We start from the raw sequence: 13,531 nt of genomic DNA, 5'->3' as shown, positions 1-13,531 counted from the left end.
CACGTGGGACATCACTTCAGGCGGTCGTGGATGCGTTCGCGCATGGCGTTCATGGTGAAGCCCCGGGGGTCGACCTTGCCCGGCTGCCATTCGAGGTGGCCGATCACCGAGCGGGCGGTCCAGCCGTGGTGGCGGCAGATCGCGGCTGCCGCCCGCTCGATCGCCTCCAGCTGGACCGCCGGCCAGGGGTCCTTGCCGTCGCCCAGGTTCTCGCACTCGAAGCCGTAGAAATGGCGGTTTCCGTCCGTGTTCGCCTCGTTGTCCGGGGGGAGTGCCTTCTCCGCGATGACGGCGCGCAGTACGTCGTCGTCCCCGAGCCCCGCGTGGTTGGCGCGGCCGTAGCCGACGAGATGGACCTTGCCGTCCTTGGCGATGACTCCGTGGCACAGCGGACCTGGCAGCTCCTCGTAGCCGTCGCGGCAGATGCGGACGGTGTTCGCGGTGCCTCTGGTGACGGTGTGGTGGATCATCACGCCGTGCACGGGCCCCCAAGGGCCCTTGTGATTGCGGTTGTGCGTGCGCCATTCGCCGACTTCGACGACGGTCAGACCCTCGTCGCGCAGTGTGTCGAGGAAACTGCTCGCGGACATGGGTGGGGACACGATGTCTCCTTGGGGATGTGAGGGGAAGCGCGTGAAATGTGCCGTACCGCGCTTTTACCCCCAACTCCAGCGGAATGACCATCCGTTCGTACGGCGTGCGAGCCGATCCGGTCAGGCCGAGGAGGCGGCCAACCTGCCCCACCGACGGCGAACTAGTCCCATCCGTTTGTGTAATGGTGCGAGGACTCTCCGTAATGAAAGGTTGGCCGACGCAGGTCAGATCCATGATCGAGAGGGAGTCCTATGTCGGTTGGTTCGGTTGGTTCTGTCGGCGACGAGGTGCGCGAGCAGCAGACGCCGACGCAGCAGAGTCTCGGTACGGCCGCTGCGCGGAACCTTGCGACAACCACCAAGTCCGCCCCGCAGATGCAGGAGATCACCTCCCGGTGGCTGCTGCGCATGCTGCCGTGGGTGCAGGTACAGGGCGGTACCTACCGGGTGAACCGCCGCCTGAGCTACTCCGTCGGCGACGGACGCGTGACCTTTGTGCAGACCGGCGAGCGGGTGGCCGTGATCCCGGCCGAGCTCGCCGAGCTGCCCGCCCTGCGGGAGTTCGGCGACGGCGCGGTCTTCGCGGAGCTGGCGAACCGCTGCGAGCAGCGGGAATTCGCGGCCGGTGAGGTGCTCGCCGCCTCCGGCGCGGCGGCGGACCGTGTCTATTTGCTGGCCCACGGCCGGGTGGAGCAGATCGGTACCGGTCCGTACGGGGACGAGACGGTGCTCGGAGTGCTCGCCGACGGGGCGTACTTCGGCGATCACGCGCTCCTGGACGGAGACGCTCCCTGGGAGTACACGGCCCGCGCGGCGACCGCCTGCACCGTGCTCGTGCTGACCCGGGCCGATGTGCTGAACCTCGCGGAGCGCGCGGATTCGCTGCGTACACATCTCGACGGGCTGGCGTCCATTCCGCACCAGCGCACCAACAAGTACGGCGAGGCGGCGATCGACCTGTCCGCGGGCCATGTCGGCGAAGCCGTCGTCCCGCACACCTATGTCGACTACGACGCGGCGCCACGCGAGTACGAACTGAGCGTCGCCCAGACAGTCCTGAAGGTTCACAGCCGCGTCGCCGACCTCTACAACCAGCCGATGAACCAGACCGAGCAGCAGTTGCGGCTCACGGTCGAGGCGTTGCGTGAGCGCCAGGAGCACGAGCTGGTGAACAACCGCGAGTTCGGCCTGCTGAACAACTGCGACTACGGCCAGCGGCTGCAGCCGCACGACGGTGTGCCCAGTCCCGACGACATGGACGAACTGCTCTCGCGGCGGCGCGGATCGAAGCTGTTCCTCGCCCACCCGCGGGCCATCGCCGCCTTCGGGCGTGAGTGCAGCAGGCGCGGTCTGCTCCCCGACAGCGTGGAGGTCGCTGGCCACCATGTGCCCGCCTGGCGCGGTGTTCCGATCTTCCCCTGCAACAAGATCCCGGTCACGGAGGCCAGGACCACCTCGATCATCTGCATGCGTACGGGCGAGGCCGACCAGGGCGTCATCGGGCTGCAGCAGAGCGGCATTCCCGACGAGATCGAGCCCAGTCTCTCCGTGCGCTTCATGGGAATCGACGAGCAGGCGATCATCTCCTACCTCGTCACGGCCTACTACTCGGCGGCCGTGCTGGTGCCCGACGCGCTCGGAGTCCTGGAGAACGTCGAGGTGAGCCGCTGGCGGTGACCCGGCCGGCCGGGGGCGCGGCGCCGCATCCGCGCCCCCGGCCGCGCCGCTTCGCCCCGCGTTCCCTGAGCACCTGGTCCAACGCTCGGAAAGGACTGCCCCGTTGACCATGTCGGAGACCGTCGAGGCCCGTGAGGCCGTCGCCCTCCTCGAACGCACCCGTACCGCCGTCAATCCCCAACTGCGCACGACGGTCGAGTCGTTGCCCGGATCCATACGCCGCGTGGCGATGTACCACTTCGGCTGGGAGCACGCGGACGGCACCCCGGCCGCGGGCTCGGCGGGCAAGGCCATCAGGCCGGCGCTCGTGCTGGCCGCGGCCCGGGCGCTCGGCGGGGAACCGCAGCACGCGGTGCGGGCGGCCACCGCGGTGGAGCTGGCCCACAACTTCACGCTGCTGCACGACGACGTCATCGACGAGGACCCGACCCGCAGGCACCGCCCCACCGCCTGGACGGTCTTCGGCATCCCGGACGCGATCATCGCGGGCGACGCCATGCTCGCTCTCGCGCTGAGGCTGCTCGCCGAGGACGGCCACCCCGCTGCGGCCGCCGCCTCGGAGCGGCTCGCCGCCTGTGTGATCGAGCTGTGCGCGGGGCAGCAGGCGGACTGTGCCTTCGAGGAGCGTGCGCCGCACGAGGTCTCGCTCGACGAGTGCCTCGCCATGGCGACCGCCAAGACCGGCGCCCTGCTGGGCTGTGCGTGCGCGCTCGGCGCGCTGTACGCGGGCGCCGGCGACGAGGAGGCCGCCGCCATGGACGCCTTCGGCCGGGAGGCCGGGCTCGCCTTCCAGCTCATCGACGATCTGATCGGGATCTGGGGCGACCCGGAGCGTACTGGCAAACCGGCCGGCGCTGATCTGGCCGCCCACAAGAAGTCCCTGCCGGTGGTCGCTGCCCTGACCTCGGGCACCCCGGCCGGGGCGGAACTGGCCGAGCTCTACCGCGGCCCCATGAACGCGGTGGCGGTGCGCCGCGCAGCCGAGGCCGTCGACCGGGCGGGCGGCCGCGACTGGGCGCAGCTGCAGGCCGCGGACCGGATGGCCCGGGCCGTCCATGAGCTCGCGCGCGCGGTCCCGGATCTGGCAGCGGCGGGCGATCTGCTGTCCCTGGCGGAGTTCGTCACCCGGCGTACGCGCTGAGCTGTCCGGTCTGCCCATACCGCCATATCCTGGGGGTATGGGCAGCCAAGGACGTGAGATCCTCCACGACCCGCAGGCCGAGCATGTGTGCCCGGCGTGCGGACAGCCTGTCACCACGGTCGTGAAGCGCCACAAGACCCTCGGGACATTCGTCCCCCTCTGGGGCCCCGGCCCCTGCCACAATCCCGAATGCCCGGAGTACGTCGACCGCGGCGAGCACCGGGGCGCGAAGCAGCCCGAGCGGCCCGGCGGTGAGGCGGGCGGTGAGGCGGGCGGCGAGTCCGGCGCCGCCGTCGGGAGCCCTTGAGGGATCCCGCCTGTTCAGCGGAGGAGTGCGTACCGCTACAGTCCGCGCCATGTCATCGGAGTCGACGGAAGTGTGGGCGGGCTGGTACCGCGACCGCACGGGCGCGGAAGCGGTCACGATCGCCGCGATCGGGCGCCAACTGCGCACGCGTATCAGGGGTGTTGAGTACGAAGGAGCGACCTTCGCCGCTCTGGAGCCGGTGGGCGCGGACGGGGTGCTGTCCTCCTGCGTACTGGAGTGGGACATGCCGATGCCCGTCCACTCGGACGGGACGGTCCAACAAGCCACGCTCAGCTGCCTGTTGACGCTCGGGGAGCCGCAGCAGGACGGCCTGCTGGACCGTGCGGACCTCAATCTGACCCTGCACTACGGCGGGACGGCGTACGAATCCGGTGTCGCCGGGGGCGACTTCGGTGATGCGCTCAGCCGAATAGAGAAGCAGCTGCCGCCGGGCGCGGAGTTCGGGACGCGGACGCCGGTGGGCGCCTGACAGCGGCACCGGGACCGCCACACCCTGACCGGCATGCCCGGCACCGTCATGCCGGAACCGTCATGCCCGCGACCGCCCACCGCGCGGCCGGACCTCAGCGCTTGCCGTTCCAGCCCCAGCGCGGGGTCGGGCCGGGATCACCGAGGTCCGTGCCCACCGGTTCGGCCGAGACCTGGCGGGCGATCTTCGTACCCCAGTCGAAGTACTCCACCACCCGCCGGCGCAGCAGCGCGTCGTCCGGGAGCTCCTTCTCCACCGCTTCGGTCATCAGCTCCATCCAGCGCAGCCGCTGCTCCTCGGTGATCGACAGTCCGAGGTGGGCGTGGAGCAGAGCGTGGTGGCCGCCCAGCTCGGCGGTGAAGCGGGCCGGGCCGTCGAAGATCTCGGCGAGCCAGACCGCGACATGCTCGATGTGGGTGGGCGTGAAGTCGGCGAAGACGGGGGCGAGCAGCGGATCGGCGAGGACCGCTTCGTAGAAGGTGTTGCTCAGCCGCCGCAGGGCGTCCGTACCGCCCACGGCCTCGTACAGCGTCTCGGGACGCTCACTGGGACTCGTCGTCATACGGCCACCCTAAGCGCGAAGCGGCGGAGGGGCGTCCCTCACTTTCGTGGAGGGACGCCCCCGGTGTTTCTGGAGATCCGGTCAGCAGACGATCAGCCTATGGTCACGAGACACGGGCGATCGCCGCTGCCAGGCCGTTCGCCCACAGGGCGTCCACGCGGGAGCGCTCCTGCGCGTCCGGATTGGCGTTCTGGCAGGACGTGCCGGGGCCGCCGCCCGACATCAGCTCGCTGCACGGGCCCTCGTAGTGGTCCGGCAGGCCGAGCACATGCCCGGTCTCGTGGGCGGTGACGCGGGTGGAGTTGTACTCCTGGTTCTGCGCGTAGTCGAGGAAGATGTAGCCGCGCCCGTGCCCGTCGGTGCTGGCGTACGAGCCGCGGGGGTCGTTGCCCTCGCGGTAGGAGAAGTCTCCGCCCGAACCCTCCTGCAGCTTCACGTTGCTGACGGAGCTGTTCCAGATCTGGGTGCTCTGGGCTATCTGGCTGCGGAAGCTGGGTGCGCTGCTCGTGCTGTAGACGACGGTTACGGCCTTGACGCCAGGGTGCGCGGCGCGCTTCTCGGCGACCGACTTCACGACGGCGTCGAAGAAGGCCTGGGTGGCCCTGGCGTCCTCCGACGAGCCTGCGTAGGCGGTGTAGGACGAGGAGGCGGCGGCCGTGGGGGAGGCCGTCGTCGCCGCGGTCGCGGGTACGGTGCCGAGGGCGGCGGCGAGGCCGATGCCGAGGGCGGCTGAGAGTAACGTGCTCTGGTGACGCATGTGGGGGGCTCCTACTCGTTCGATGGAACGTGTTCGGTACGGAGTTTCGGGGAGCCCGCCCCTCTCGCGGATGATGCCAATTGCCGATAACACGAGCCCATCACCCTGTCCCGGTCAGTCCGGTCGGTCCCTCCCGGTCAGTCCCTTGTGCACCGACAACGGTGTCTGGTGTGACAGTTGAGGCGCGGCTTACTCTCGGGTCATGGAGCTCGAGGTGAGGCACCTCCGTGCGCTGTGTGCCATAGCGGACACCGGCAGCCTGCACAAAGCCGCCCGGCAACTGGGCGTCAGCCAGCCGTCGCTGACGACCCAACTGCGCCGGATCGAGAACTCCTTGGGCGCCGAGCTCTTCACGCGTGAACGCACCGGCTGCCGGCCGACTCCGCTCGGCCGTTCCGTACTGAGCCGTGCCCGCCCCCTGGTTGCCGACATGGCCGCCCTCGTCGTCGAGGCGAAGGCAAGCGCCGCCCGCGCGGGCGGACCCCGGCTGCGCGTCGGCTCCACCGCCAGCCGGGCGCTCGCAGGCTGGATGCGCCGATTACGCGGGCGGCTGCCCGGCACCGACATCGCGCTGCATATGGACGTCTCGGCCAACGCGCTGCTCAGGATGGTCGCTGCCGGCCAGCTCGATGTCGCCTTCGTGCACGAGGTGGAGGGGTGCCCGCTGCTGGTGCCGGAGGCCCTGTCGTCGCGCGTACTGGTCGAGCGCGAGCCGCAGTTCATCTCCATGGCCCGCGACCATCCGGCCGCCGCAGCCCCCGTCGTGGAACTCGCCGATCTGGCCGAGGACCGCTGGATGGTCGACCCGACGGTGGACGGCGAGTGGGACGGGCTGCGCCGGGTGCTGAACGCGGCCGGGCTCAACCCGCCGGTCCTGCACGGGGATTACCTCACGGCCGCATCCCTGATCGCGATCGGCGAGGCGGTGGCTCCCTGCCAGCCGACCTCGGGCCCGCGCGAGGACATGGCGATCAGACCGCTGCGCGGCGACCCGCTTGCCGTACGGCTGCTGCTGTTCCGCAGACCAGGGGACTGCGACGAGCTGTACGAGGCGGTGTACGCGGACCTGTCGGCCGCCTACCGGGAGGCGGCGCTGCGCGCGGCCGCGTACCGGCAGTGGCTGCTGCGGCACAAGAGCCCGCTGCTGCAGGCGCCCGCGGCCTGAACCCGTTCACCGGGTGGGCGTCGAGCGCCCGTAGCGCCGGGCCAGCTCTCTGAGGTGAGCCAGCAGTTCAGGTGGACCTGTGACGTCGAAGTCGTAGCCCAGCATGCCCAGATACACGCCGAGCGTGTCGAGGGAGTCGGCGCCGGTGTCCAGAAGGCAGGAAGTGTCATCGACCGCCTCCACCACGCCCACCGCCGGGTTGATGCGCTCCGCGACGGCATCCGCCGGGGCGTGCACCGTGACACGGGCGCGATGGCTCCAGGCCGCGGCGGAGACATTGCGGGCCACATACGCCGCCACATCGCCGCCGTTCGGCAGGGCGCGCGGGGTGAAGCGCGGCCCCGTCGGCGTACGTGGCTCGATCCGGTCGACGCGGAAGGTCCGCCAGTCCCCGCGTTCGACGTCCCATGCCACGAGATACCAGCGCCGCCCCCAGCTGACGACCCGGTGCGGCTCCGCCGTGCGGCGGGTCGCCGAGCCCTTGTGGTCGCGGTAGTCGAAGCGCAGCCGCTCATGGTCCCGGCAGGCGGCGGTCAGCGTCGTCAGCACCTCGGTGTCCACGGCCGGCTGCGGCCGGTCCGGCGGCACCGGCACGGTGTACGTCTGCAGCGTCTTCACCCGGCGGCGCAGCCGCGCGGGCAGCACCTGCTCCAGCTTGGCCAGCGCCTGCAGCGAGGTCTCCTCCATGCCGGACAGCGCGCCCTGCGCGACCGTACGCAGCGCGATCGTCACCGCGACCGCCTCCTCGTCGTCGAGCAGGAGCGGCGGCATCGCGGTGCCCGCGGCCAGTCGGTAGCCGCCCGCGGGGCCGCGCGCGGCGTCCACGGGATAGCCGAGCTCCCGCAGTCGGTCGATGTCGTTGCGTACGGTGCGGCCGCTCACTCCGAGGCGCTCGGCGAGCTCGGCGCCCGGCCACTCGCGGGCCGTCTGGAGCAAGGACAGCAGGCGCAGCAGTCGCGCGGAGGTTTCCAGCATGAAGTCGAGCCTGCCCGTAATTCAGGAAGCAATCGTGCCTAATAGGACTCTACTGTCTTACTCATGGACACCAACAGCGGCAAGAACAGCGGCAGCAACAGCGGTGCCAAGAGCGGCGCCCACGCAGAGACCACAGAAGCGGTCCGCCCCTTCCGCATCGAGATCCCGCAGGCCGACCTCGACGACCTGCGCGACCGCCTGCGCCGCACCCGCTGGGGCGCCGAAGTCCCCGGCACCGGCTGGAGCCGCGGCGTCCCCGCCGACTACCTCAAGGGCCTGGCCGAGTACTGGGCGGACGGCTACGACTGGCGCAAGGCCGAGGCCGCGCTGAACGAGTTCCCGCAGTTCATCACCGAGATCGACGGCCAGGACATCCACTTCCTGCACCTGCGCTCGCAGAACCCGGACGCGACGCCGCTGCTGTTGATGCACGACTGGCCCGCATCGATCGTCGAGTACGTCGAGGTGATGACCCCGCTCTCCCGCGACTTCCATGTCGTCGTGGCCAGCACGCCGGGCGTCGGTTTCTCGGGCCCTCTCAGCAGCCCCGGCTGGAACAACGGCCGGATCGCCGCCGCGTACACCGAGCTCATGTCCCGTCTCGGATACGAGCGTTACGGCCTCCAGGGCACCGGCGGCGGCGCCTGGATCGCCACCGAGATGGGACGTCAGGCCCCCGACCGCGTCATCGGTATCCACGCCAACGGCTTCATCGTCTTCCCCTCCGACAACCCGGCGGACTTCGAGGGACTGACCGAGGCCGAGCAGGGGCGGCTGGCCAGGCTGCAGAACTTCCGCGACGACATGATGGGCTTCAACGTTATCCAGTCGACCCGCCCGCACACTCTGGCGCACGGTCTGCACGACTCGCCGGTGGGGCAACTCGCCTGGATCGTGGAGAAGTTCAAGGAATGGACGGATGCGGCGAGCGAGCTGCCCGAGGACGCGGTGGGGCGCGATCACCTGCTCACCAATGTGAGCCTCTACTGGTTCACCGCCACCGCCGGATCCTCCGCGAACCTCTACTACGAGGCCGCCCACGACCCGGGCGCATGGGCCCCGAAGGAGCGCGGCACCGTCCCCACGGGTGTCGCCGTCGCGCTCACCACCGACATCGCGGTACGCCGCTTCGCGGAGCGCGAGCACAACATCACGTACTGGTCGGAGCTGGAGCGGGGCGGCAACTTCCTGCCGCTGGAGCAGCCGGAGCTGTTCACGGAGGACGTCCGCGCCTTCTTCCGTACGCTGGCCTGATCGCGCCGTCCGGGGCGGGTTGCGGACTGGGGCGGGCGATCGCCGGCTGGCATGATCGTCGCCATGGCCCGGATACCCCGCCCCCGCCGTGCCGCCGCGGTCGTCGTGGCCGCGCTCGTCGTCACGGCCGGCGGCTGGACGGTGTTCCACCGCGTACACGCCGGACTTGAGCGGGCAAAGGACCGCCGGGACCTGGCCGACCTGACCCGTCCCGCGCCCTGGCCCAGGGACGAACTCCGTGTCCCCGACGGGACTCCGCGGGAGGGCGCCACGGGAGAGGCCTACGAAACGGGCTTCAGCGTCAGCCTGCCTCTCGCCACCGCCACGGACCCGCGGGCCCTGGTGACGTACCGGATGCACCAGCCGTCCGACGGCGGCGCACTTGCCGTCGACGGCGCGAGCTGCGGAGCGACAAAGATCCTCACCTGTAAGGACATCGGCGACGGCATCATCGAGGTCGTCACGCGCCGGAGCGGCAACAGCGATCCCTCGCTCGCGCTCTACCAGCGCCGCGGCGACCGGGTGTTCAGCGTGACGGCGCACGGCGTGCGCACGGACGAGGATCGGCTGCGGCAGTTGCTCACGCGGACGCATCGGGCGAGCGACGAGGAGTTACTGCGGATACTGCGGCCGCCGGGTTATCGGACGGACTGGAGCTGAAGGTTTTCCACAGGCCCGGGCGAGTGTCGGCGGCGGCCTGCATCATTGCCGTATGACCGATCTTGAGCGGGAGCTCCGATGAGCCCGACGACCGCGCTCGTACGCCACGCACGGTGGGGGGCTCTGCTGGTGCTCGCCGCCGTTGCACTCACCGGGTGCGGGCTCCTTACCGACGACGCGAAGGCTCCCTTCGCGGCCACCGGGGCGGACATCCCCCAACTGCCCCTGGACCGCTATGAGCTGAGCACCCTGGAGTACAAGCGCTTCGACCGGGCGCAGGACCGTCTGGTGCAGCGCTGCATGGTGGGCTTCGGCTACGCCGACTTCCCGCTGGACCCGAAGGACCGGCAGCGCGAGGCGGCGCCGATCGTGTGGGTGACGGTGTCCTCCAGCCCCTTCGGGATGCTCGACCTCGACAAGGCCCGCCGCTGGGGGTACGGCTGGGATCCGAAGAGGAGCGTGCTGCCGGAGCACAAGGGGCGTGCGATGACCGAGGAGGAGTACGGAGTCCTCTATGGCACCCGCCTCGGCGGTGCGACGACGATCCGCGGCCGCAAGGTCCTGGAGAACGGCTGCTCCGGCGAGGCGAGCAAGCAACTGACCAGCGGCGTCAAGGACTCCAGGAGTATGTGGTCCTACGTCTCCGGACGCGAGGTGAGCCTGGCCAAGACGGAGCCCAAGGACGAACGGATTCGCGGGGCGTGGGACACCTGGTCCCAGTGCGTCGTGGACAAGGGGCTCGGCCGGTACGGGAGCCCGGACAAGGCGTTCGCGGACAAGGCCTGGAAGCGGGGCAGCGGCGGCAATACGACCCGTACGGCCAGGGAGTTGGCCACGGCGACCGCCGATGTCGAGTGCAAGCGGAAGCACGACACGGTGCGCGTGTGGTGGGAGGCCCGCGCGGCGATCCAGCGCGCCGACGTCGAACGGAACAAGGCGAAGTATGCGGCGGTGCTGCGGGATCTGGATGTGGTGAGGGCGAACATCCGGCGGGCTCTGGACGGATGATGAACGGTTTCGGCCGCGCATGGTCGGTATCGTTCCGCGCGGAATCAGCCGACCAGTGCTGGGTGCCGGAGGGGGAGAGGCTGTGCCAACAGGTAGAGAGCGTTCCCGGATGATCGCCACGGAGGGCGGCCACCGGGTGACGCCTGCCGAGCTGTTCTTCGACTTGGTGTTCGTGTACGCGATCACGCAGGTCACCGCTCTCATGGCGGCGGACCCCTCGCTGCTGCGGCTGCTCGGCGGGGTGGTTGTGCTCGCCCTGCTGTGGTGGTGCTGGTGCTGCTTCGCGTGGCTGGGCAATGTCGTGCGCGCCGACTCCGGGGCGATGTTCGCCGTGCTCGTCGCCGTGATGGCGGTGGTGCTGGTCGTCTCACTGACGGTGCCCGAGGTCTACGACGATCTCCCGGGCGGGCTCTACGCACCGCTGGTGTTCGTCCTCTGTTACGGCGCGGTCCGAATCCTGCACCTCGTCACGTACTGGATCTCCAGCCCCGGCGACGAGGCGCTCCATGCCACGCTGCGACGCACCGCGCTGCTCTCAGTGGCACCGCCGTTCGTGCTGCTCCTGGTCGGCAGCGCCTTCACCGGACTTACCCAGGTGCTCATTTGGCTCGGCGCGGTCGTCATCGACTACGGCGGCATCTACGTCACCGGCTCCTCGGGCTGGCGGGTCGCCTCACCGGGCCACTTCGCCGAACGGCACGGTCTGATCGTGATCATCGCGCTGGGCGAGTCGATCGTCGCGATCGGAGTGGGGGTGTCCGCCCTCCCCATCTCCACGCCGGTGCTGGCCGGAACCGCGGCGGGCCTGATGGTCGTGGCCGGCCTGTGGCGCCTGTACTTCCGCCACATCAGCGACACCGCCGAACACCGCCTGACCGCCCTGGAAGGCGACGACCGCACCCGCCTGGCCCGCGACGCGTACACCTTCCTGCACCTCCCGCTCGTCGCCGGGATCGTGCTCACCGCGCTCGGCATGAAGAAGGTGCTCCACCAGGTTGCGGACAGCGAGCACTACGACCTGTCCGAACCGCTCCATGGCGTGGTGGCATGGGCGCTCACCGGAGGAGTGGGCATCTTCCTGCTGGCGGCAGCCGCGATCCTCCTCCGCACCGGCGGCCCCCGCTCCCTGGTCTTCATCATCGGCGGCCTGGCCTGCCTGGCCGCGGGCGCGCTGGTCGTGCTGCTCCCGGCCCTGCTCGCCCTGGCGCTGCTGGCCGCGGCGGTGATCGCCATGGTGGCCCTCCACAGCCGGAAGACGGGGTCCGCGGAGGAAGTTGCGGCATGAACGGGCTGCGGGAACGCCGACAGCACCCGGTTCCGCGCGGATGCCGGGTGCTGTCGTACGTACGCGAAAAGTGCCTACGTGAAAAAAGACGTGACCGGGAAGGTCAGGCCTTCTTGGTCTCCCAGAAGATCTTGTCGATCTGGGCGATGTAGTCCAGCGCCTTCTGTCCGGTCGCCGGGTCCGTCGATGCCTTCGCGGCCGACAGCGCCTTGAGGGCGTCGTTGACCAGCTGGTGCAGCTCCGGGTACTTCTCGAAGTGCGGCGGCTTGAAGTAGTCGCTCCACAGCACCGAGACGTGGTGCTTGGCGAGCTCCGCGCGCTGCTCCTTGATGACCGTGGCGCGGGCCCGGAAGTGCGGGTCCTCGTTGGCCTGGAACTTCTCCTGGACGGCCTTGACCGACTCGGCCTCGATACGGGCCTGGGCCGGGTCGTAGACACCGCAAGGCAGGTCGCAGTGGGCGCTGACCTTCACCTTGGGGGCAAACAGGCGGGAGAGCATTGAGCTGTCCTTCCTCGTGATCGTCTTCTCAGGTGGGACATTACTCCGTGAGAGACGTGTTTTCGCGAGTGCCCCCTAGGGCTTAGGACAAAAGTCCAGGGTCAGTATGGGACTGGTGGGCGAACATACCGTGGGACTCGGAGGTGGCGGATGACCGATCAGGGGCGGGAGCCGAAAGTGCCGTTCGGAGTCGCCGAAGTGACAGGTCCTTCCATGTACCCGACGCTCAAGCACGGGGATCAACTGCTGGTGCACTACGGCGCCGAGGTGCGGCCCGGCGATGTCGCCGTGCTGCGTCATCCGCTCCAGCAGGACCTGCTCATCGTCAAGCGCCTCGTCGAGCGGCGCGAGGACGGCTGGTGGGTACTCGGGGACAATCCGGGAGCCGAGGGGGACAGCCGTGTCTTCGGCACGGTGCCCCATGAGCTGCTCCTCGGGAGGGTACGCGGCAGATACCGGCCGCCGGCGCCGGATCAGCGATCCGTGCGCGGGGTCGCCGCCTGGGCGTTCTCGGCGGTGCGGCCCGTGCTGTCCGACCGTTCCGTCTCAAGGCGCTTGCGGGCCCGGTAGGCGGCCACGTTGGCGCGGGTCGCGCAGCGGTCCGAGCAGTAGCGGCGGGAGCGGTTGGTCGAGGTGTCGAGGTAGGCGTTGCGGCACGGCGCTGCCTGGCACAGGCCGAGCCGGTCGACTCCGTACTCCGTCAAATGGAACGCGAGGCCCATCGCGGCGATCGCGGCGTACCCCGCCGTCGCGTTGGACGGATGGTCGGCCAGGTGCATGTGCCACTTGGGGCGGCCGTCCTCGTCCCGGTAGTCGTGGCCCGAGATCTGCGGGTTGACGGGGAACTCCAGGAGCAGCGAGTTGAGCAGGTCGACGGCCTGGGTCTCGTCGCCCGCGTCGGCCGCGGTGAAGACGGCGCGCAGCCTGGCTCGTACGGACCGGAAGCGGGTGACGTCCGCGTCTGTGGCACGGCGCGCGGCCTGGCCGGATACACCGAAGAGTGCCCGGACGGCCTCGACCGAGGTGAGGGAGTCCTTGTTGCGGGCCGGCTCCTCGGTGTTGACCAGGCGCACGGCGTAGTCCGAGTAATGGGCCAGTTCCACTTGTAGTCCTTACAGCGGCGGTCTAGTGTCGGCGTAACGGCTGCTATTGCTTCGA

General features: G+C 70.0%; 16 protein-coding genes. 10 read left to right on the top strand and 6 right to left on the bottom strand.

Going from position 1 to position 13,531, the window contains the following annotated elements:
* Positions 1–11 precede the first annotated feature (11 nt).
* A complete protein-coding gene (locus ABZS64_RS28685; RefSeq protein ID WP_355835698.1) occupies positions 12–602 on the bottom strand; it encodes an N-acetylmuramoyl-L-alanine amidase in 591 nt (196 codons plus the stop codon).
* Between the two features lie 243 nt (positions 603–845).
* Between ABZS64_RS28685 and ABZS64_RS28680 the strand changes: the two genes are divergently transcribed.
* The 4 genes from ABZS64_RS28680 (at position 846) to ABZS64_RS28665 (ending at position 4,208) form a co-directional block, all read left to right on the top strand.
* Positions 846–2,270 (top strand): family 2B encapsulin nanocompartment shell protein, encoded by a 1,425-nt coding sequence (locus tag ABZS64_RS28680; protein WP_355835696.1) that lies wholly within the window; start codon positions 846–848, stop codon positions 2,268–2,270.
* Positions 2,271–2,379: 109 nt separating this feature from the next.
* Positions 2,380–3,411 (top strand): family 2 encapsulin nanocompartment cargo protein polyprenyl transferase, encoded by a 1,032-nt coding sequence (locus ABZS64_RS28675; RefSeq protein WP_355835760.1) that lies wholly within the window; start codon positions 2,380–2,382, stop codon positions 3,409–3,411.
* Positions 3,412–3,448: 37 nt separating this feature from the next.
* The gene (locus tag ABZS64_RS28670) at positions 3,449–3,718 is read left to right on the top strand and encodes a hypothetical protein (RefSeq protein WP_355835694.1); all 270 of its coding nucleotides are present in this window, start codon (positions 3,449–3,451) and stop codon (positions 3,716–3,718) included.
* Positions 3,719–3,767: 49 nt separating this feature from the next.
* Complete coding sequence (locus tag ABZS64_RS28665; RefSeq protein ID WP_355835691.1) at positions 3,768–4,208, top strand: DUF6304 family protein; 441 nt, start codon at positions 3,768–3,770, stop codon at positions 4,206–4,208.
* 94 nt (positions 4,209–4,302) lie between these two features.
* On the opposite strand, the gene ABZS64_RS28660 is transcribed toward ABZS64_RS28665, so the two are convergent.
* Together ABZS64_RS28660 and snpA are read right to left on the bottom strand one after the other, a co-directional pair.
* Positions 4,303–4,770, bottom strand: a complete 468-nt coding sequence (locus ABZS64_RS28660) for a group II truncated hemoglobin (RefSeq protein ID WP_355835689.1) — start codon at positions 4,768–4,770, stop codon at positions 4,303–4,305.
* Between the two features lie 103 nt (positions 4,771–4,873).
* Complete coding sequence (snpA, locus tag ABZS64_RS28655) at positions 4,874–5,527, bottom strand: snapalysin (protein ID WP_355835686.1); 654 nt, start codon at positions 5,525–5,527, stop codon at positions 4,874–4,876.
* Between the two features lie 202 nt (positions 5,528–5,729).
* On the opposite strand from snpA, the gene ABZS64_RS28650 reads away from it, so the two are divergent.
* Entirely contained in the window at positions 5,730–6,692 is a 963-nt protein-coding gene (locus ABZS64_RS28650) for a LysR family transcriptional regulator (protein WP_355835683.1), read from the top strand.
* A 6-nt stretch (positions 6,693–6,698) separates the two neighbouring features.
* Here the strand turns inward: ABZS64_RS28650 and ABZS64_RS28645 are convergent, their stop codons facing one another.
* Positions 6,699–7,667, bottom strand: coding sequence for a YafY family protein (locus ABZS64_RS28645; RefSeq protein ID WP_355835679.1), 969 nt, complete (start codon positions 7,665–7,667; stop codon positions 6,699–6,701).
* Positions 7,668–7,730: 63 nt separating this feature from the next.
* Between ABZS64_RS28645 and ABZS64_RS28640 the strand changes: the two genes are divergently transcribed.
* From ABZS64_RS28640 to ABZS64_RS28625, 4 genes are all read left to right on the top strand, one after another.
* On the top strand, positions 7,731–8,921 hold the full coding sequence (locus ABZS64_RS28640; protein ID WP_355835676.1) for an epoxide hydrolase family protein: 1,191 nt from the start codon (positions 7,731–7,733) through the stop codon (positions 8,919–8,921).
* Positions 8,922–8,984: 63 nt separating this feature from the next.
* Positions 8,985–9,581: a hypothetical protein gene (locus ABZS64_RS28635; RefSeq protein ID WP_355835673.1), complete on the top strand. Its 597-nt coding sequence runs from the start codon at positions 8,985–8,987 to the stop codon at positions 9,579–9,581.
* A gap of 78 nt (positions 9,582–9,659) precedes the next feature.
* Complete coding sequence (locus ABZS64_RS28630) at positions 9,660–10,589, top strand: hypothetical protein (RefSeq protein WP_355835670.1); 930 nt, start codon at positions 9,660–9,662, stop codon at positions 10,587–10,589.
* Between the two features lie 109 nt (positions 10,590–10,698).
* The gene (locus ABZS64_RS28625) at positions 10,699–11,874 is read left to right on the top strand and encodes a low temperature requirement protein A (protein ID WP_355835667.1); all 1,176 of its coding nucleotides are present in this window, start codon (positions 10,699–10,701) and stop codon (positions 11,872–11,874) included.
* A 103-nt stretch (positions 11,875–11,977) separates the two neighbouring features.
* Here ABZS64_RS28625 and sodN read toward each other — a convergent pair whose 3' ends face one another.
* A complete protein-coding gene (sodN, locus tag ABZS64_RS28620) occupies positions 11,978–12,373 on the bottom strand; it encodes a superoxide dismutase, Ni (protein ID WP_215095254.1) in 396 nt (131 codons plus the stop codon).
* Positions 12,374–12,523: 150 nt separating this feature from the next.
* Here sodN and sodX point away from each other — a divergent pair, with 150 nt between their 5' ends.
* On the top strand, positions 12,524–12,943 hold the full coding sequence (gene sodX / locus ABZS64_RS28615; protein ID WP_355835663.1) for a nickel-type superoxide dismutase maturation protease: 420 nt from the start codon (positions 12,524–12,526) through the stop codon (positions 12,941–12,943).
* Here sodX and ABZS64_RS28610 read toward each other — a convergent pair.
* Positions 12,847–13,476, bottom strand: a complete 630-nt coding sequence (locus tag ABZS64_RS28610; protein WP_355835660.1) for a CGNR zinc finger domain-containing protein — start codon at positions 13,474–13,476, stop codon at positions 12,847–12,849. The two genes, sodX and ABZS64_RS28610, sit on opposite strands and share 97 nt — an antisense overlap.
* Positions 13,477–13,531 lie beyond the last annotated feature (55 nt).

The organism is Streptomyces sp. NPDC005408, from assembly GCF_040606445.1.
Lineage (GTDB): Bacteria > Actinomycetota > Actinomycetes > Streptomycetales > Streptomycetaceae > Streptomyces.
The sequence above is the reverse complement of the archived record's forward strand: the minus strand, read 5'-3'. Positions and strand labels throughout refer to the sequence as shown.